The 18,758-nt window shown below is 53.9% G+C and carries 16 protein-coding genes; 10 read left to right on the forward strand and 6 right to left on the reverse strand.

Annotated elements, in window-relative coordinates; translation table 11 throughout:
- Positions 1–2: 2 nt before the first annotated feature.
- The 5 genes from BLU05_RS16340 to BLU05_RS16360 form a co-directional block, all read right to left on the reverse strand.
- Positions 3–1,013 (reverse strand): ABC transporter ATP-binding protein, encoded by a 1,011-nt coding sequence (locus BLU05_RS16340; RefSeq protein WP_091881976.1) that lies wholly within the window; start codon positions 1,011–1,013, stop codon positions 3–5.
- Entirely contained in the window at positions 1,010–1,906 is an 897-nt protein-coding gene (gene ddpC / locus BLU05_RS16345) for a D,D-dipeptide ABC transporter permease (protein WP_091881978.1), read from the reverse strand. The genes BLU05_RS16340 and ddpC overlap by 4 nt, the downstream gene beginning before the upstream one ends.
- Positions 1,906–2,922 carry an ABC transporter permease gene (locus BLU05_RS16350; protein WP_091882347.1) on the reverse strand — a complete coding sequence of 339 codons (1,017 nt, stop codon included), beginning with the start codon at positions 2,920–2,922 and terminating at the stop codon, positions 1,906–1,908. The genes ddpC and BLU05_RS16350 overlap by 1 nt, the downstream gene beginning before the upstream one ends.
- A 145-nt stretch (positions 2,923–3,067) precedes the next feature.
- Positions 3,068–4,609, reverse strand: a complete 1,542-nt coding sequence (locus tag BLU05_RS16355; RefSeq protein ID WP_091881981.1) for an ABC transporter substrate-binding protein — start codon at positions 4,607–4,609, stop codon at positions 3,068–3,070.
- A 96-nt stretch (positions 4,610–4,705) separates the two neighbouring features.
- Positions 4,706–5,380 (reverse strand): helix-turn-helix domain-containing protein, encoded by a 675-nt coding sequence (locus BLU05_RS16360; RefSeq protein ID WP_091881983.1) that lies wholly within the window; start codon positions 5,378–5,380, stop codon positions 4,706–4,708.
- A 126-nt stretch (positions 5,381–5,506) separates the two neighbouring features.
- On the opposite strand from BLU05_RS16360, the gene BLU05_RS16365 reads away from it, so the two are divergent.
- Positions 5,507–6,658, forward strand: a complete 1,152-nt coding sequence (locus BLU05_RS16365) for an NAD(P)/FAD-dependent oxidoreductase (protein ID WP_091881986.1) — start codon at positions 5,507–5,509, stop codon at positions 6,656–6,658.
- A 20-nt stretch (positions 6,659–6,678) separates the two neighbouring features.
- Positions 6,679–7,941, forward strand: coding sequence for an amino acid deaminase (locus BLU05_RS16370; protein WP_091881987.1), 1,263 nt, complete (start codon positions 6,679–6,681; stop codon positions 7,939–7,941).
- A gap of 12 nt (positions 7,942–7,953) precedes the next feature.
- On the opposite strand, the gene BLU05_RS16375 is transcribed toward BLU05_RS16370, so the two are convergent.
- The gene (locus BLU05_RS16375; RefSeq protein WP_091881989.1) at positions 7,954–8,811 is read right to left on the reverse strand and encodes a MurR/RpiR family transcriptional regulator; all 858 of its coding nucleotides are present in this window, start codon (positions 8,809–8,811) and stop codon (positions 7,954–7,956) included.
- Between the two features lie 290 nt (positions 8,812–9,101).
- On the opposite strand from BLU05_RS16375, the gene BLU05_RS16380 reads away from it, so the two are divergent.
- From BLU05_RS16380 to BLU05_RS16415, 8 genes are all read left to right on the forward strand, one after another.
- On the forward strand, positions 9,102–10,691 hold the full coding sequence (locus tag BLU05_RS16380; RefSeq protein WP_091881991.1) for an ABC transporter substrate-binding protein: 1,590 nt from the start codon (positions 9,102–9,104) through the stop codon (positions 10,689–10,691).
- Between the two features lie 22 nt (positions 10,692–10,713).
- A complete protein-coding gene (locus BLU05_RS16385) occupies positions 10,714–11,640 on the forward strand; it encodes an ABC transporter permease (protein WP_091881993.1) in 927 nt (308 codons plus the stop codon).
- A complete protein-coding gene (locus BLU05_RS16390; protein ID WP_091881996.1) occupies positions 11,637–12,488 on the forward strand; it encodes an ABC transporter permease in 852 nt (283 codons plus the stop codon). Before BLU05_RS16385 ends, BLU05_RS16390 begins: the two co-directional genes overlap by 4 nt.
- Positions 12,489–12,490: 2 nt before the next feature.
- Entirely contained in the window at positions 12,491–13,444 is a 954-nt protein-coding gene (locus tag BLU05_RS16395; protein ID WP_091881999.1) for an ABC transporter ATP-binding protein, read from the forward strand.
- Positions 13,441–14,448: an ABC transporter ATP-binding protein gene (locus BLU05_RS16400; protein ID WP_091882002.1), complete on the forward strand. Its 1,008-nt coding sequence runs from the start codon at positions 13,441–13,443 to the stop codon at positions 14,446–14,448. Before BLU05_RS16395 ends, BLU05_RS16400 begins: the two co-directional genes overlap by 4 nt.
- A gap of 44 nt (positions 14,449–14,492) precedes the next feature.
- Entirely contained in the window at positions 14,493–15,863 is a 1,371-nt protein-coding gene (locus BLU05_RS16405; RefSeq protein WP_244518385.1) for a serine hydrolase domain-containing protein, read from the forward strand.
- An 82-nt stretch (positions 15,864–15,945) separates the two neighbouring features.
- Positions 15,946–17,436, forward strand: a complete 1,491-nt coding sequence (locus BLU05_RS16410; RefSeq protein WP_091882007.1) for a M81 family metallopeptidase — start codon at positions 15,946–15,948, stop codon at positions 17,434–17,436.
- A gap of 16 nt (positions 17,437–17,452) precedes the next feature.
- Positions 17,453–18,718 (forward strand): NAD(P)/FAD-dependent oxidoreductase, encoded by a 1,266-nt coding sequence (locus BLU05_RS16415; RefSeq protein WP_091882010.1) that lies wholly within the window; start codon positions 17,453–17,455, stop codon positions 18,716–18,718.
- Positions 18,719–18,758 lie beyond the last annotated feature (40 nt).

Genomic DNA, 18,758 nt, shown 5'->3' on the forward strand with positions numbered 1-18,758 from the left:
GGTCAAGCCTCACTCGATACAGGGGTTTGAGATTTCAACCGCTGCCAGCAGGCAACTGCCTGTCCACCCGCAAGTGTCGTGGACTGAGGTTTTGCATAGCAACGCTCATCCGCTTCCTGACAGCGGGGGCGATAGAAACACCCCGCGGGCGGATCGATAAGATTTGGGACAGTGCCCGGAATGGATTCAAGTTGCGCCTTGGGTTGCACACGCTCCGGCAAACATCGCAAAAGCGCGCGGGTGTAGGGGTGCTGGGGAGTGTCAAGGACGGCGCGGGTTGGACCCGACTCGACGATGCGGCCTGCATACATGATGTAAAGTCGATCACATATCTGGGACACCACGGCAATATTGTGGGAAATGAAAACCACAGAGGTACCGGTCCTGCGCGCACGGCCCTGAATAAGGCGAAGAATCGCAGCCTGAACCGTGACGTCGAGCGCTGTTGTCGGCTCGTCAGCAATGATCAAGCCGGGGTTGCACGAGAAGGCCATCGCAATAAGCACGCGCTGACGCATTCCTCCCGAAAGTTCAAAGGGATAGGCCTGCATGATGCGTGAAGGTTGCGGTATCAGCATATCCGACAGGATATTAGACGCGACAGTTTCAGCGGCCCTCCTGCTGATTGCCTCATGACGCCGTATCACTCCAACAAGTTGCTTGCCAATGCGAATGGTAGGATTGAGTGCATTCATCGGTTCCTGAAAAATCGTCGACACCAGCTTGCCGCGAACCTGTTGCAGCTCCTCATCGCTCATTACGGTCGGATCACGCCCGAATAGCCTGATTGAGCCTTGCGTGATCCTATAGCGGCCTTCTGGCAAAAGGCGCGTTGCTGCCATTGTGCTTACAGACTTTCCACAACCTGACTCGCCCACAAGACCGACTATTTCCGCATTACCGACCTGTATTGTCACGCCATCAAGCGCTTTGACTGCACCGCCATAAGTCGGAAATTCGAGCGAAAGATTTTCGATGCTCAACGCATGCGGCTTCATTGCGGTATCTGTCATTCGTTCGGCCCCAATCGTGGATCCAGCATGTCACGAATACCATCACCCAAAAGATTGCATCCCATGGCAGTCACGAGGATAGCGAGCCCCGGAAACGTGCCATACCACCATTGGTCGAGAATGAAGCTTCGGCCACTGCTGACAAGAGCTCCCCATTCCGCCGTCGGCGGTTGGGCACCAAGGCCGATGAAGCTGAGGGCAGCTGCTATGAGCACAATGCCCCCGAGATCGAGCGTCGCCTGCACAATGAGCGGCGAAAGCGCGTTCGGCAGCAAATGCCAACGCAGGATATAAAGATTGGATGCGCCGAACGTACGCGACGCCTTTACAAAGATGCGCTCCCGCAATGAGAGGGTCTGACCTCGGGATAGTCTTACATAGGCTGGTATGCGGACAATCGCGACAGCAAGCATCGAGTTGAACAGGCTCGGGCCCAATGCAGCGGCCAGGGCCATGGCGAGTACGAGTGCGGGCAGAGCGAGAACGACATCCATGGTCCGCATCATCGCGCTATCGAAAACACCGCCGACCACTCCGGACAGGCAACCGAGAAAGACGCCCGCACTCATTGAAATGAATACGATCATGAAGGCAGCACCACAGGATGCACGCGAGCCGTAGACAACACGCGAAAACAGATCCCTGCCAACTTCATCAGTCCCGAACCAATGAATGGAACTCGGCGGTAACAGCCGTGACGAGAGCATGACCTTGTTCGGATCGTAGGGAGCGATGAAAGGCGCGCCAATCACCATGATGATGACGAGTAATATGATCAAGAAGCCAATTATCGTCAAAGGGCTACGCCGCGTCAGATACCACAGGAAGTGCAAGCGCGAACGAGGCATCGCAAGAGCCGTATGGGTACGCTTCTCAGGATTTATCGTCGTCATTATCCAACCTCCCGGATCTGCGGATCAGCAAGCATATATGCCAGGTCAATCAAGAGATTGATGAGAACGTAACCGATCGAGGCCACCACGGTAAAACCCATGATGGCAGGAAAATCGAGTGTTTGAATCGAGGTGACAACGTAGGTGCCCATTCCCGGCCACGCGAATATGGTCTCAGTGAGCACCGCTCCGTATAAGAGATCACCCATTGCCAGCCCCAGCAGTGTAATCGAGGGTATGAGCGCATTGCGCAGCGCGTGATTGAAAATGATGGCCCTACGACGTAGACCACTGGCACGGGCCGTTCGAATATAATCCTCCTGCAGAACGTCGAGCATTGAAGCACGGATTTGCCGGGTGATAACGCCAAGATTGGCAAACGCCAAGACAAAGGTCGGCAGGATGAGATGACGTACGGCGCTCAGAAAGGCGTCAAACCTGCCCTCGAGCAGCGTATCGATCAGAAAAAAACCTGTTACCCGCTGAGGCGAGGCAAATTGCATGGCAAGCCGGCCACTGCCAGGCAGTATCTGAAGCTTGGCATAGAACAGCAAAATGACGACCATGCCGAACCAGAACACCGGCATTGAAATCCCGCAAACGGAGATCGTACGGGCTATCTGATCAATCGGGCCATCCTTGTAGATCGCGGAAAAAACCCCAAGCGGTATACCGATGAGGACTGCCAACACGAGAGAAATACATCCAAGCTCCAGTGTTGCCGGTAGAAATGTGGCAATATCGGAAGCGACCGGCCGGCGCGTCCGCAACGACGTCCCAAGGTCCCCATGCACCAGATTACGCACATAGATGACGAACTGATCGGTCACAGGCCGATCAAGACCAAGGTCGCGGCGCACGTTCTCCAGCGTCTCTGCACTTGCGCGGTCGCCAGCGATCATGCGGGCAGGATCACCCGGGATCAGATGTGAAATGGTGAATGTAATGATGGCAACGCCGAAAACGACAAAGAACAATAATATAAAGCGCGGTACGATAATTCGGGCGATTGTCATAAACATCAGTCCTCATTTCGTGCAGATTTTGTATTCTTCACATCATTAAATGTACGCATTCCGCTTCCGTCCTTTTGGAACAGAATTTTACGTTACCTCCTGCCAATCAGCGTGTCGGCAGGAGGTAAGGGTGCTGCGGCCCTGACTAATCCTTCTTCGACATCTTTGCGAAGTTGTAGACCTGGATCAGCATCGGGTTATAAACATAACCTTCGACTGCGGCGCGCCTGGCAAAAATATCATTCTTTTGAATGAGATAGAGATAAGGTGCATCCTGTGTGGAAAGCGTCTGTGCTTCCAGATAGAGCTTTTCGCGTTTGGGTTGATCGACGATGCTCGCCGCCTCGCGAACCAGATCGGTCACCTTCGCATTCTCGTAGAATGCACGGTTTCCTGGCCCCCCCATCCTTGCCGGATCAAACCAGTAATTCATGAACATGTAAGGGTCGGCAAAGTCAGGGGTCCAGGCACCGGGCGCAAGGTCATAATTGCCTTTGGCGGCCATTTCGCGCTTTGTGGTATCGGCAACGGCCTGCAAATCCAGTTTGATACCTATTTCTGCCAGACTGGCTTGCAAAGCAAGGCCAACGGGCTCCCACGATGTATCAGCTTGCGAAAACGTATAGGTGAGATGGATGTTCGATTGTCCCGCTTCTTTCAGAAGCGATTTGGCTTTTTCAATGTCGTAGCTGTACTGGAAACCGGACGGATCATGCCCCCACATTCCGTCAGGCACCGCGCCACGCATCTGTTCCGCCTGCCCTTGCATGATACCGTCGACAATACCTTTGTAATCGACCGCGTAGGCAATGGCCTGCCGCACGCGTACATCGTCCAATGGCGGTCGTTTATTGTTGAGATAGACATAGCTCACATAGAGACTGGGATTGCTTTCGACGACAATTGCGGGCTCCTTCTTCAGCGCCTCGGCCTGATCAACCGGCACCTGTTCAATAATATCCGCATCACCATTGACGAGTTGCAGGCGCCGGGCGGACACCTCACCCATCACCCGTATTATGACCTGCCGTAACGAAGGTGCCGGTCCGGAAAAATGGGCGTTCCGATCGAGCACGATACTTTGGTTACGTTCCCAGCTTGCAATTTTGTATGGACCACTGCCTGCCGTGTGTTCGGCGAGCCATGCCTTGGCCATGTCACCATCAACCTCATGCTCCATTACCTTTGGGTTGACAATAGCCGCCCCTGACACAGCCAGAGTCGACAAAAATGGAGCGAAAGGTGCAGACAGAACGAACTTCACGGTCATTGGATCGATGACCTGAACTTCCTGCAGCACGGGAAATGAATCGGATGGTCCAGCCTTCAGCTTGAGCAGGCGATCAAAACTGAATTTAACTGCAGCAGCATCGACTGGCGAACCATCGTCAAATTTATGCCCCGCCGCGAGTTTGATTGTCCACACAAGGTTGGTGGCATCAACCGACCAACTTTCGGCAAGTTCAGGTTCAACTTCGGTGGTCGCGCCCTTGTAGGCAACCAGATGTTCGTAAGCGGCGTAGATGAGGGTATAGCCGCTGTTGCTGATTTCTACGCCCGGATCTGCCGTGGGCGGATCTTCAGCCCGCGCAAGAACCAGAACATCAGTCGCAGCCATCGCACTGCCGCTAACCGATGCGGCGAGCAACAGGGCAAGCCCCACTTTCTTCCAATTTGAGAAAACCATTTTATACCCTCTGAGGTTCGGCGGACACGAACGGTGCCTTGTTTCCGGCAATTAATCCGCAAAATCAGAATAGGTAATGATTTTCCTAAGCGCAACTTATTTTCTTATCGTACTTGTTTTACTCGTATTCTTAGATTTCTTTTTCATGCTGGAAACTTCACCATCAGCACCGACCAATGAGTTGATGAGTTCCTTTTCGGATGTCGAGCAGACACACAGGATTCTGGCGGGCGCATCGCTGATCGAGAGATAAGCATGCCCCATTGACGCATCGAAATAGACAGAGTCTCCAGCCTTCAGGGTTACCGGCTCATAATGCTCCGTATGCAGCTCCAGCGATCCCTCGATAACATAAGTGTACTCCTGACCATCGTGATGGATAAACTCGCCAAACTCCTCCATCGAGCGGGCATGCAGAACGGCAAGAATGGGCACCATGGATTTCTTGGAAATCTCTGTACATAGATAGAGATAGTCATAGTTGCCAGTTTGAATAAGCCGCCCCTCGCCTTGCCGGCTTATTGCCCTGCGCCCCAAAAAACTGGGCGTTGCGTCTGTCGATCTGGTGCCGAAAAGTTCCACGATGTCGACCCCAAGGCCCGCCGCCAATTGAACCAGGCGATCATAGGTCAGGGACATCTGGTTATTTTCAACTTTGGAGAGCGTAGACACTGCCAGTCCCGTCATCTCGCTGACTTCAAGCAGAGTCCAGTGCTTACGGATACGAATGTCCCGGAGAAAATCACCCAATCCAGTTTTCTGATCAGTCATTGTAATTTTATCATCCTGCAATTTTTCAAATGAACGGTACTACAGCGTATGGATCGACGCGATAAGGAAAATTTACTTGATCAATAATAAAATTATGTTTCTTATACGCTAAATTCAGGAGTGATTATGTTTGATTTTGTGATTATCGGTGGTGGTATTGCGGGAGCGTCCGTCGCTTACGAGTTGGCTGCCTGTTCATCCGTGCTCCTTATCGAGCGGGAAGCGCACTGCGGTTATCACACCACCGGAAGGTCTGCAGCGCTTTTTTCGGAGAATTATGGCAACGCGACAATCCGTGCCCTCACTCGTGCCAGCCGCAACACATATGAAACTCCGCCTGAGAATTTTACGCAGAATGCACTCCTTACCCCGCGCGATGTCATGTTCATTGCCAGAAAAGACCAGATGGCCAGTGTTGCAGCAATGTCGGACATATTCGAAAGTGGTGGGAAAAAGTCTCGTCTCCTGACCACTGAGGATGTATGCAGCCGCGTATCCATTATGCGACCTGATTATGTTGCCTGCGCATTACTCGACGAAAGCTCCATGGATATTGACGTCCATGCCTTGCATCAGGGTTACCTGCGAGGCGCCCGTTCAAGAGGAGCACAGATTGCAACATCAGAAGATGTTCTCAGCCTGATGAGAAATTCAGCGGGCTGGGAGATCACAACACCAAAGACAACCTTTCAAGGTGCGGTAGTGATCAACGCGGCGGGGGCCTGGGCCGATAGTCTGGCAACCGCCGCCGGAGCTTCCACTGTTGGCCTTACTCCTCTTCGCCGGACAGCGATGATACTGAATGCCCCTGAAGGTGTAGATGTGTCTTCCTGGCCTCTCGTGCTTGATATTGATGAAGAATTCTATTTCAAACCGGAAGCAGGTAAGCTGCTGGCTTCTCCGGCTGACGAAACGCCAAGCGTGCCCTGCGATGCACAGGCAGATGAAATGGACCTGGCAATCGCGATTGATCGCATACAACAGGCGGCTGATTTACCTGTTAGAACCATATCAAGACATTGGGCTGGCTTGCGCACATTTGCAGCGGATAGAAGTCCTGTCGTGGGCTACGATCCCCATCTCCCAAGCTTCTTCTGGCTTGCCGGCCAGGGCGGCTATGGCATCCAGACGGCACCGGCACTTGCAAAAGTAGCTGCTTCGCTGGCCTGCGGTGAGGTTGTACCAAGTGCAATCCTTGACGAAGGCTTCGACGCCAGCGCCGTTTCGCCTTCTCGCGTTCAGCTCACATCGCCGGTATCAGACAAGACTGACATCTAGATTATCAAGAGGACGAGCCTATGCCATTCAATACGGATGCCCTTGCTTCGATGGTTCTGGACGACACGATCAAGAGCTTTCCATTTGGACAGCGCATGGCCTTGGCTGAGGTTGGCCAAAAACACTGGAACGTGCTGAACGGTGATATCCCCCTCCCTGCAGCAATCATCCGCTCGGATGCTCTTATGCATAATTCACGCTGGATGAAGCGGTTCGTTGCCGAACGGGGTGCACTGATTGCTCCTCATGTCAAAACGACAATGTGTCCGCAGATAATGGCCCGTCAGATTGCCGATGGTGCGTGGGGATTGACCGTTGCGACAGTTCACCAGATGCGTGTTTGCCACAGCTTCGGCGCAGACAGGATCATCCTTGCTAATCAGGCGGTGGGGGCCGCAGAGCTTGATGCGATTATTGCAATGGTGCAGTCGCCTGAACTCGATTTCATGATGATCGTTGATAGCGTTGAAGGGGTGAGAGCCGTCGCGGACGCGGCTCGCCGTAATCATTTACAGCATCCTGTTCAATTGCTTATCGAACGCGGATACAAAGGCGGACGTACCGGTTGCCGGACCAATGAGCTTGCAACAGAACTGGCCATCCAAATCCGGTCCACTCCCGAGGTACGACTGATAGGAATTGAAGCCTTCGAGGGATTGATCAAAGCGAAAACAGGCTCTCAGGAAGATGCGGTTGCAGCGTTCGTCGGTGACATTGCGGCTCTCGCGCAGTCCTTTCATCGTCAGAGCCTATTCGAGACCGCTGATCCCATCATCTCGGCTGGAGGATCTTCGTATTATGATATCGTCCTTGAACAACTGTCCAAAACCGGATTGCGTGTGGTAACACGCAGCGGCTGCTACGTTACTCATGATTCAGGTATTTATCACACCCATCACGACCGTTTGAAATCTGCGGTTGGTGAGCAGGATGGTTTGAGGCGTGCACTCGAGATCTGGACCTATGTACAGTCAATCCCGGAGCCCGGGCTTGCGCTGCTGACCGCCGGACGTCGCGATTGTGGGACCGATGCGGGGCTGCCAGTGCCATTGCTGCTGGCCAATTCCTCGCGCCGGCCAAACTATCTTCCGCCAGAGTGCAAGATCATCGACATCAACGACCAGCATAGTTTCATGCGGTTCGATCCCGGTTTGAACCTCGCATTCGGCGACCGCATTGGCCTCGGGATTTCGCATCCCTGTACCACGTTCGATAAATGGGAAATCATCTATCTGGTAGACGACGATTATAACGTACAGGAAGTGTTCAAGACGTTTTTCTGAACTCTGGCAGCATCATTCACCCACATATCCCGTGAATTTGGCGTGAAGTTCCGAGACTTTGTTCATGCGCTTTTCAACCGAAACACCCAGTTCGTTGAAGACACCGTTTAGCAGCAAATTACCCAGACTGGCCATCTGCGCCGTTGATTCCCAAAACATATCAAACTCTGTTGGAACGACGAACATTTCGTCGACCAAATCATGACCCCAATCACAGAATGCATCTGTGACGAGCGTAATGGGGATTTTTGCACTTCGGGCCTCGCGCGCCAATGATATTGCCAGCTGGGAGTAGCGACGCGCTTCGAAAAGGACGAGACAGGCGGATTTTGGTGGCTCCATAAGAATTTCATGGAAATTGCCACCTGCGACGTCAGCCAAAGATACGTTCGGACGCAGATATTGCAACTGATTGGCAAAATACTGAGCTATGCCGCGCTCAGTCTGGAAGCCGGCGACAAATACCCTTGGTATTGTGGCCAAGCGCTTGATGGTGTGTTTCCATTCTTTCGTATGTGCAATTTCGTAGATTCGAACCAACGCAGCTATTTCCAGATCCAGACTGCGCGCAAGCATATCCCCTTCAAGATTGCGATCGCGGAATTGCTTGAGGCGATCACCGACCAGCCAAGGCCGATCCCCTATATTATCCCTCAGATCTGATTTGAGGTCTTTAAAGCGCGCGTAACCCAGAGACCGACAAAACCGCCCAACTGTAGGTTCACTGACACCAACCTTGGCGGCCAGCGTTGCTGATGTTTCGAATGGCAAGCCGTTTAGATTTGCCAGCATGTAGTTAGCGATTGCCTTTTCTGCGTTGGTGGCAGTTAAAAGGCTCTCGCTCAACCTCGCCCGAACTGATTCCGTCATTTTTTCCCCTTGGGTATCCTATGGTATGAATTGACAGTTTTCTAACAAAATAGCAATTGACGTTTGTTTTCTTTCATCCTAGCTTTATTCAACCATGTTGGGAGGCATGGTGAAAAATGGGTGCCGCGACGCATTTCCGGGCCCCCATTACAGGTATCACCACAAGCAGCCAACAGCATGTTACCGACTGCCGATGTCAGATCCGATTCACCAGTTAGTCCCTCTCCATGCTTCACGATCGTAACTGATGCGGCAGGGGTGGAAACAAAAAAATAGAAGGGGAATTAAACATGAACCGTCGCGAATTTCTTGCAACCTCATCCATCGTAACTTTGGGTATCGGCCTCGGCTTGGGGTCAGGCTTACCCGCGCGGGCCGCGGAATCGGAGGCTGTCATTGTGCTTAGCAGCTCGGAAGCTGGAGCACCAAACCAGGATCCTATTCGCGCCACTTTGCTCAGTCTTGTATCAAATTTGATTTACGATCGCCTCGTCGAGCAGGACGATGACCAGTCCTATCACCCGCATCTCGCAGAATCCTGGGAGACAACTACGGATGGCATGAACTGGACGTTTAAGTTGCGCCAGGGAGTTACATTCCACGACGGCGAACCCTTCAATGCGACCACCGTTGTCTGGTGGATAGGCAAATATAAAGGCAGCGCAAACGAGTACATGACCGCCGCAATCGATCACGTGGAGATTGTTGACGATTACACGGTCCGCTTTGTGATGAAGCGGCCAGAACCAAATCTAATCTTCAACCTAGCGCAACAGTTCATGGGAATTCCATCACCGACGTCTTACGAGGCGGCGGGTGACAGTTACGGGGTGACAGAAGCAATCGGAACTGGTCCGTACAAACTGGAGAGCTTCGTTGTGGGCCAAGAGACAGTGCTTGTCGCCAATGAAGATTATGCCTGGGGCAGCGATCTTTCCGAAAACCGTGGAGCACCGCACATCAAGCGATTGACGCTGCGCGAAATTCCCGATTCGTCAACAGCCTTTCTGGAACTGAAGACCGGAGGCGTCGGGATGCTCTCGAGTGTCCCCAACGAGTTCCTGCCGCAGTTGCAAAAGGAAAAACAAGTCGGCTTTCGCAACCTGCCGGGAATTGGCGTTACCTATCTCAACTTCAACAGCCAGTCCGGCCCCTTCACCGATGTCATCATGCGTCAGGCAACGGCGCTGGCCATCGACCAAAGCGCTGTTCTCAAAAGCGTTTACACCGGCGCGGGACAGGAAGCACATCAGTTCCTCATCAGTTCTTTGGCAGAGTCGAAAGTCGATCCCCAGTTCGAAATTCGCCATGATCTGGATAAGGCCAAAAAATTGCTCGATCAGGCGGGTTGGACCGGTGGCAGCGACGGCGTCCGGACAAAGGACAAGAAACGGCTGAGCATCAAACTTTGGACGAGATCCGAAACGGAGTTCAAACGCACAGCTGAAATTGTTCAAGCCCAACTCAAAGCCTTGGGCATGGAAACCGAGATCGTGACCTTTGACAACACCACGCTGCGTGACCAGCTCCGTAAGGGTGAGCACGAACTGGTTGTGAGCCATTATGATTGGAACAATGCTGATATCCTCGACTGGTTTTACAGCGCCAAGAACATCCCCTTTCCAAACTCAGCTATGTGGAACGACGTGAAATCCGAGGAATTGCACGACATCGCCATGCTCCAGTCGAAAAATTGGGATGAGCGGGTGGCCAATTTCAAAAAGTATCAGGAATATCTGCTGAGCCAATTCGCGTTCACGCCTCTGCATGAACCGGCGCAGAACACTGCCTACAACAAAGACTTGCTTGAAGTCCCAGAGAGAATTCGCGGTCCACAATTAGGTCAGCCGACCATTCTTGACATGAAAACCATGCAATAGCGACGCCAAGCGAGGACGTGATATGTTTCTGTTCATTCTGAAGCGGCTCATTTTGCTTGTGCCCGTCTTTTTTGTGGTCTCTGTGGTTGTATTCCTGATTATCCATCTTGTTCCGGGCAACCCTATCGACAATCTCATGCGGGCGGGATCCTCCTCGGCACAGCGGGTTCAGATTGCTGCAAAATACGGCCTCGATCGCAGCCTCGCCGAGCAGTATTTCGTATGGATGAGCCGACTTGTGACCGGGGATCTTGGCACATCGATCATTCAGGGCCGTCCGGTTGGCGCTCTCATCGCCCAGAATCTGCCATATAGTCTGCAATTGGGCGGCGCAGCTCTGCTCTTCTCGGCGCTGACCGGCATCACGGCCGGAGTCGTTGCCGCGAGTTTTCACGGTACGCGGCTTGATGATGGTATCAGTGGCCTTATCTTGCTTGGCTCTACGGTACCGAGTTTTTGGCTCGGCTTGCTACTCATCCTGATCTTTGCCGTGTGGCTTGGCTGGGTACCAATATCGGGTGCACGAGGGTGGACCTCGCTGATCTTGCCGGTCATCGCCGCAGGTGTTGGCGGTATTGCATTGGTGGCAAGGGTGACGCGCATTGCCATGATCGAGACAGCAAGACAGGATTTCGTGATGCTGCTGCACGCCAAGGGGCTTTCGCCTTTGGTTATCCAGTTGCGCCATGTCCTGCGCCACGCCTTGGTGCCTGTTGTCACAATCCTTGCTCTACGGATCGGTTGGATCCTTGGAGGAACAGTGACCATTGAATATGTCTTCGCACGCCCTGGCCTGGGATCCCTGCTCATTCGCGCACTGAACCAGCGTGATTATCCATTGGTGCAAGCATGTCTTCTGATGCTCGCCATGGCTGTTATTCTCGGCACTCTCATCGGCGACATCGTTCAAGCCGCAATGGACCCGCGCCAGCGTCAGGCACGGTCATGAGAACAGTGCGCGCAATGCCAATCCTCAAGGCGATGACCTCGGTCAAAGGCAGTGTTGCCGGATTCTATCTTCTGTTTCTCATAGGTAGCGCTCTCTTCGCGCCGTGGTTGTCACCCTACCCCTACGACCAGCAAGATCTGACCATCATGAACCAGCCGCCTTCGCTCACCCATCTCATGGGGACGGATGAATTTGGACGCGATGTGCTGTCGCGCATGATCACCGGTGCCCGCACTTCGCTGTCCGTCAGCGTGACGGCTATAGGCGTTTCCGTGCTCTCCGGCCTTATCCTGGGTGCAGCGTGCGGCTACTTCGGCGGTGTCCTTGACCGCACCGTCATGATTGCTGTCGACTTGACATGGTCTTTTCCGGAAATCCTGATCGCGCTGATGCTTGTTGCGATCATTGGGCCAGGATTACAGGGGGTCGTGCTCGCTATCGCCATCGCCTACCTTGCGCAGTTCACCCGGCTGACGCGTACGCAGGTCATGGTGTTGAAAGGCGAGACCTTTATCGAGGCGACCGTCAATCTGGGCGCTGGCCATACCCATATCCTGTTTGCGCACCTCTTGCCGAATGCGCTGGCGCCGGTATTGGTTGCCGCAATGCTGGCCACAGGCGATGCCATTATCCTCGAAGCGACTTTGGGCTTCTTTGGTCTGGGAGCTCAACCGCCCACACCAAGTTGGGGGGCAATGATGAGTTCGGGCACAGCTCAACTCTTCATTGCGCCTTGGGTGATATTGCTGCCCGGTCTTGCCGTGGCTCTGACAGTCATCTTCCTCAACCTGTTCGGCGACGCGATCATCACCGCGCTGGATATCCGCACAAAATTAAGGGAGGCCTGATTATGCTTTTGACTGTGGAAAAGCTTGAGATCGCGTTCGGAGTGTTTTCTCCGGTCGACGATGTCACCTTCAGTATTGACCGGGGGGAAATCCTCGGCATTGTCGGAGAATCGGGCTCGGGCAAGTCGTTGACAGCGACAGCCATTATGGGGCTTCTATCACGCATCGGCGGGCAGATCGTAGCGGGCCGTATCTGCTTCGACGGCGCTGAGCTCGTAGCACTGCCAGAGCGACAGTTGCGACGGTATCGCGGCGGGCGTATCGCACTCATCACTCAAAATCCGATGACATCACTTGATGCGATGATGCGGGTCGGACCGCAGATCGATCAAGCAGCACGACTGCATCTGGGACTCGATCGCTGCGCCGCACGAACACGAAGCCTGGAACTGATGGCTGATCTTCGGATTCCCGACCCGGCTTTGGTCTACGGCCTCTACCCACACCAGCTCTCCGGCGGCATGAAACAGCGGATCGTGATTGCCATGGCTTTGGCAGGAGATCCCGAACTTCTGGTTGCAGACGAACCAACCACCGCACTTGATGTAACGGTTCAGGCACAGATTATTCAAATCCTTGTCGAGTTGGTAAAGCGTAGAGGATTAGCCATGATCCTCATTACCCACGATATGGGCGTCGTTGCCCAGACTTGCGATCGGGTTGCGGTGATGTATTGCGGCCGTGTCATCGAACAAGCACAAGTCAATGCAATTTTCGAAGACGCCCGCCACCCTTATACCCAAGCGTTGATCCGCTGTATCCCCCGTCGGACCATGACACGCGGCAGCATGCAACCCATTCCCGGCATGGTCCCCAACGTGGCAGATCAACCCATCGGCTGCCGCTACAATCCGCGTTGTCCGCGCGTTGCAGATAACTGCCTTACAGAAATTCCCGGACTTCGTATCGACACCGGCGATCATGGCGTTGCCTGTCACATGGCGGATGTAGCATGAGCGACCTTCTTGTTGTTGATCACCTCAGCCGACGCTTCACGAATGCGGGACTGTTTCAAAAACGTCAAGTTTTTCATGCCGTCAGTGACGTTTCCTTCACCCTTGCGCGCGGGCAGATCGTTGGCGTTGTAGGCGAATCCGGCTGCGGCAAGTCCACGTTGGCGCGTCTGGTTTTGAGATTGATCCAATCAAGCGAAGGATCGGTTCAATTCGATGGTTTGGATATGGCAACACTGTCGCGGCGAGATTTGCGCCGCTTGCGGCAACGTATGCAGCTTGTGTTTCAGGATCCCTATTCCGCCATCGACCCGCGATACCGGGTACGCGATGCACTTCTGGAGCCATTCAAAGTTCAGGGGATAAAACTCAAATCCGCGGATGCAACAGTAGCATCACTGCTTGAGATGGTAGGGTTAAACCCGACATTGACGAATAGCTACCCTCACCAATTATCTGGTGGACAAAAACAGCGCATCGGCATCGCACGTGCCCTTGCGCTTAACCCCTCTCTGGTCGTCCTTGATGAGCCTACTGCATCACTTGACGTCTCGGTGCAGGCGCAAATTATTGCGTTGCTCAACCGTCTACGCGAGTCGCTTGGCCTGACCTATCTGTTCATTTCGCACGATCTTGGTCTGGTACGGTACTTTTGCGACAAAATCCTGGTGATGTATCTTGGCCGCATTGTTGAAATCATGCCGAGTGACGCGTTGCCCGCGCATCCCTATACGCGCGCATTGCTTGACAGCACCTTTGAGCCGGACCCGCGTCAACGACGTACGATCACGCGGCTTTCAGGGGAAATCCCCAGTGGTTACAACCCGCCAGCCGGGTGCGCTTTCGCCGCGCGTTGCCCCCGCGTCTCCGACCTTTGCCGCTCATCTCTGCCATCGCTTGAAGTGATCACATCTCATCATCAAGCGGCCTGCCACCACCCGCTGTTGGAAGATATGGCAACCGGGGTCGCGCAACGGGCGCACCCACACGAGATTGCTGTTCCGTAGTCAGGTCCACCCGAGCTGTTGCATATTTTATGGAGGAAAGTGCTGTGAGTTTCGTTACCGCGTTGAATGATTACCTTGTTTCGGAGATTGATCGCCAGCAGATTCCGGGCCTTGGGGTCGCGGTTGTCCATCACGGACAGATCGTGCGCCTTTCGGGCTACGGCCTGGCGAATATCGAACACAAGGTCCCTGTTACGCCCGATACCATTTTCCAGTCGGGATCAACCGCCAAGATGTTTACCGCCACTGCAATTTTGCTGTTGTCCCAAGATGGCCGTATTGATCTTGACCATCCGCTCACCCGCTATATCCCTGAAGGACCCGCCACTTGGGCCGATATTACCATTCGCCAGATGCTTTCGATGATGAGCGGCTTGGGCAACTTCCGGGAAGTCTTCGCACCAACCCCTATTGATGACGGTGTCGTTCCAATCAATATATGGCAGGATTACAACAGTGATCAGTTGATTGCACTGGCGGCCTTGTCGCCTCTCATCTTTCAGCCCGGCGAAAGTTATCAGTACAGTAATATCGGTTACGTCTTGGCGGGGATCATTATTGAGCGCATCACCGGCCAGCCGTACTACGAGTTGTTAAAGGATCGCGTGTTCCGGCCAATTGGCATGACCACTGCTCGCGAAGCCAGTTGGTTCAATATTGTACCAAACCGCGCGGCTGGTCATAGTATCGAAACCGGTGAACTAACTAGCAGACATTGGACTGCGCCAACGCTTCTTCGCACAGCGGACGGTGGGCTCTATTTTTCACCACGCGATATTGCCCATTGGTTGATCGAACTGGAGTCGCCACGCGTTCTGTCTCCTGAACTCTTATCAATCATGTTCGAAGCGAGCCTGTTGAAAAATGGTCATACCGCCTTCAACAATTATGCCCTGGGTTGGGAAAATGCTGAAATTCGCGGCCATCACAAAATCAGACACGGCGGCACTTGGGACGGGTTTCGGGCAGAGATTGCCCGCTTTCCAGCGCAGGGTGTTTCAGTCGCTGTTTTGGCAAACCTTCAGGAAGCTCGTGTCGCTCATATTGCCCAGACCATTGCCGGGTATGTTGATCCAACCTTGGCTCCCTATGCACCGATAGAAGATACCAATCAGGCGTCAACGATTACCGATCGCATCCTGCTGCGCACGATACTGACCGGCCGCGCCGCGCCAGAAGCCTTCACGGCGGAAGCTTGGGATTCCTGGTCAGGCAATGGATGGTTCGACCAGCTTATTGCAAGCGGGGGCGTGAGCTGCACGAACAGTTCACTTCAATTGATCGAGCATGGTTGCGACCCTCGCGAAAGCGTCCGCCATTACAGCCTACCAACCGAATACGCCTATCATATGCATTGGTTTGTTCGCCGCGATGACGATGGACGGGTAAGTGAAATGCGCTTTAGCAGAACGTAATTGGCACGCACATTCGCGCGCCAGCCATCTGACCATCTTACCATTTTGAACTCAACACCAAACAACTCTTGGAGGAGACCCTATGACCTTTCGCGTCCTGACTGCCGAATTCGCGCACGAGACTAACACTTTCAACGTTCGAAAAACCGATTATGAGGCCTTCGAGGTAGAAGGTGTTCTTTTCGGTGAAGCCGCCATTCTTGCGCGGGGCGAAGCCAATACGGAGATTGCAGGCTTTATGGATATCGCTCGCAAATTCCACTGGAAGACGGAGCACGTTGTAAGTGCTTCAGCCGAACCCGCGGGACCGGTGACGCGCGATGCTTTCGACCGCATCGGCGGTGCTATAGTGCGAGCTGCCATGGCAAGAAAAGACAATCTGGACGGCATTTTACTCGGCCTGCATGGCGCTATGGTGACTGATTTCGCACCTGATGGCGAGGGGGAACTATTGGCCCGGTTGCGCGCTGTGGTCGGACCGGATTTGCCTATCGCCGTTACCCTGGATCCCCATGCCAACGTCACGGCAAAGATGTGCGAGCATGCCAACATTCTGATTTCGTTCAAGACCTATCCGCATATCGACATGCGCGATATTGCCCAGCATGCGGGGGATTTGCTTCATCGCACCATGATGGGCGAAATCCAGCCTAAGACATTTCTCGTCCGCCGGCCGATGCTTGAGGAAGCCAATGCGGGACGAACAGACGTCGGACCAATGGTTGACTGGATTGACGCAGCCCGCGCTCATGAACAGACACCCGGCGCGCTTGCGGTCAGCATCAACGGCGCTTTCCCCAACGCGGACATCCCTGAAGTTGGCCCGACAGTGCTTGTTACATATCATGGCGAACTTGCTCCACATCAGCGTTTCGCCGAGAGCATTGCTGACCAGATATGGGAAAACCGTTTCGACGTATTGAATACCTTTTATACCGTGGATGAGGCCGCTGAAATTGCCCTGCACTATCGCGGCGACCGTCCAATGATTATCGCCGACTATGCTGATAATCCCGGCGCGGGCGGTTATGGCGACGCAACAACATTGCTTGGCAGCCTTCTGAAGGTTGGCGTTGGCGAAGCATGTTTCGGCCCGATCGTTGATCCTGAAACCGTTCGCCTGCTCCACAACGCAACAGTTGGCGATACCGTTCAGATTTCACTCGGAGGCAAGACGGACCCGCGCTTTGGTGGCGGTCCCCTGCAAGTGAAAGCCAAATTGCTTCACCTCAGTGATGGCAGACTGATTGGCGATGGACCACAACTGGGCGGCCTGGCCTTCACCTTCGGCCTAACCGCTGTCGTCCAGATCAACGGTATCAGCGTCCTTGTCGTCACTGAGCCCTCCCAGATGCGTGATCTGCAGCAATTTCGCGCTTTCGGTATCGATCCCAGCGCTCATCGTGTGGTGGGCTTAAAATCAATGCAGCATTTCCGGGCAGCCTTCGAACCCATAGCTGGCAAAATTATTGTCTGCGACAGCGGTGCTCTGTGCACAATGGACTACGGAAAAATGCCGTATCGCAACGTTCCTCGCCCGATCTTTCCGCTCGACCGCGACATGACGATCTGACCTGTCAGGATACGTGATGTCTCAGGTTGAAAAAAACGAAGAAGTGATCGTTCTGGGCGCCGGCATTGTCGGCGTCTCGGTGGCGTTACACCTGCAGCAGCGTGGACGGACGGTGATGTTGGTAGACCGACGGGGCGCCGGCGAAGAAACCAGCTATGGCAATGCGGGCTTGATCGAGCGGTCGAGCGTCATCCCCTACGGTGTCCCACGCGACCTTTCGACTCTGCTGCGATATGGGTTGAACCGTTCTGCAGATGTACATTTCGATTGGCGCGGCCTGCCGCGCATTGCGCCTTGGCTTTGGCGCTTCTGGCGCGAATCCGCTCCAAATCCGCTAGCACGTGCGGCAGTTGATATGTGGCCTCTGATCGAACGCTCAGTCACCGAGCACGAGATACTGATGTCCCAGGCAGGTGTGTTGCAGCAGTTGCGTAAAACCGGCTGGATTGAAGCTTATCGCGATAAAAGAACATTCGAACGGGCGCGCAACGTTGCTGAGACGCTCCATCGGTTTGGCCTAAACTATGACGTACTTGACACGAAGGCACTTCAGCAACGCGAACCTCATTTTTCCAACGTTCTTACCGGCGCCATACATTGGCTTGACGCAGCCACCGTGCCCGACCCTGGTGGTATCGTGAAAGCTTTTGCCACCCTGTTCATAAACCGCGGCGGTTTGTTTCTAAATGGCGACGCTGGCGATCTCAAACAAACAGGCAGTGGGTGGAGTATGCCCACAGCCAGCGGCAAAGTGGAGGCGCCTGAAGTCGTGGTCGCGTTGGGACCGTGGTCTGATACGGTGTTCCGGCCACTCGGCTATAAGATTCCACTTCTCATGAAACGCGGCTACCATGTTCATTTTGATACCAAGGCCAATATTTCACTCAACCACCCTCTCGTTGACGTTGACGGTGGCTTTCTGCTTGCACCGATGAGTCAGGGAATTCGATTGACGACGGGCATCGAATTTGCTCGGCGCGACAGCCTACCAACGCCAATCCAGCTTGATCGAACTGAACCATTCGCAAGGCAAATTCTTCCACTCGGACATCGCATTGAAACTACGCCTTGGATGGGTTCACGTCCGTGTCTTCCGGACATGCGTCCTGTCATTGGCCGCGGCGCACGACATAAGGGACTTTGGTTTGCGTTTGGCCACAATCATCATGGCTTCACGCTCGGTCCGGTGACGGGACGATTACTGGCCGAGATGATCACGGGCGAGAATACGTTTACAGATCCAGCGCCTTACGCATCCACTCGTTTCACGGGCTCGTTGTAAAGTTGCTTGCGGGAGGGCGAAATGACACCTAGGGGTTTAC

Origin of the sequence: Phyllobacterium sp. OV277 (genome assembly GCF_900104355.1) — a bacterium.
In the GTDB taxonomy this organism is placed as follows: domain Bacteria; phylum Pseudomonadota; class Alphaproteobacteria; order Rhizobiales; family Rhizobiaceae; genus Phyllobacterium.

What these genes read in the sequence shown, in the direction of transcription:
- BLU05_RS16380 (WP_091881991.1), top strand. Translation starts at nt 9,102, where the DNA reads ATGAACCGTCGCGAATTTCTTGCAACCTCATCCATCGTAACTTTGGGT.
- BLU05_RS16370 (WP_091881987.1), top strand. Translation starts at nt 6,679, where the DNA reads ATGCCATTCAATACGGATGCCCTTGCTTCGATGGTTCTGGACGACACG.
- BLU05_RS16360 (WP_091881983.1), bottom strand. Translation starts at nt 5,380, where the DNA reads ATGACTGATCAGAAAACTGGATTGGGTGATTTTCTCCGGGACATTCGT.
- BLU05_RS16375 (WP_091881989.1), bottom strand. Translation starts at nt 8,811, where the DNA reads ATGACGGAATCAGTTCGGGCGAGGTTGAGCGAGAGCCTTTTAACTGCC.
- BLU05_RS16395 (WP_091881999.1), top strand. Translation starts at nt 12,491, where the DNA reads ATGCTTTTGACTGTGGAAAAGCTTGAGATCGCGTTCGGAGTGTTTTCT.
- BLU05_RS16350 (WP_091882347.1), bottom strand. Translation starts at nt 2,922, where the DNA reads ATGACAATCGCCCGAATTATCGTACCGCGCTTTATATTATTGTTCTTT.
- BLU05_RS16415 (WP_091882010.1), top strand. Translation starts at nt 17,453, where the DNA reads ATGTCTCAGGTTGAAAAAAACGAAGAAGTGATCGTTCTGGGCGCCGGC.
- BLU05_RS16365 (WP_091881986.1), top strand. Translation starts at nt 5,507, where the DNA reads ATGTTTGATTTTGTGATTATCGGTGGTGGTATTGCGGGAGCGTCCGTC.
- BLU05_RS16410 (WP_091882007.1), top strand. Translation starts at nt 15,946, where the DNA reads ATGACCTTTCGCGTCCTGACTGCCGAATTCGCGCACGAGACTAACACT.
- BLU05_RS16390 (WP_091881996.1), top strand. Translation starts at nt 11,637, where the DNA reads ATGAGAACAGTGCGCGCAATGCCAATCCTCAAGGCGATGACCTCGGTC.
- ddpC (WP_091881978.1), bottom strand. Translation starts at nt 1,906, where the DNA reads ATGACGACGATAAATCCTGAGAAGCGTACCCATACGGCTCTTGCGATG.
- BLU05_RS16400 (WP_091882002.1), top strand. Translation starts at nt 13,441, where the DNA reads ATGAGCGACCTTCTTGTTGTTGATCACCTCAGCCGACGCTTCACGAAT.
- BLU05_RS16340 (WP_091881976.1), bottom strand. Translation starts at nt 1,013, where the DNA reads ATGACAGATACCGCAATGAAGCCGCATGCGTTGAGCATCGAAAATCTT.
- BLU05_RS16355 (WP_091881981.1), bottom strand. Translation starts at nt 4,609, where the DNA reads ATGGTTTTCTCAAATTGGAAGAAAGTGGGGCTTGCCCTGTTGCTCGCC.
- BLU05_RS16385 (WP_091881993.1), top strand. Translation starts at nt 10,714, where the DNA reads ATGTTTCTGTTCATTCTGAAGCGGCTCATTTTGCTTGTGCCCGTCTTT.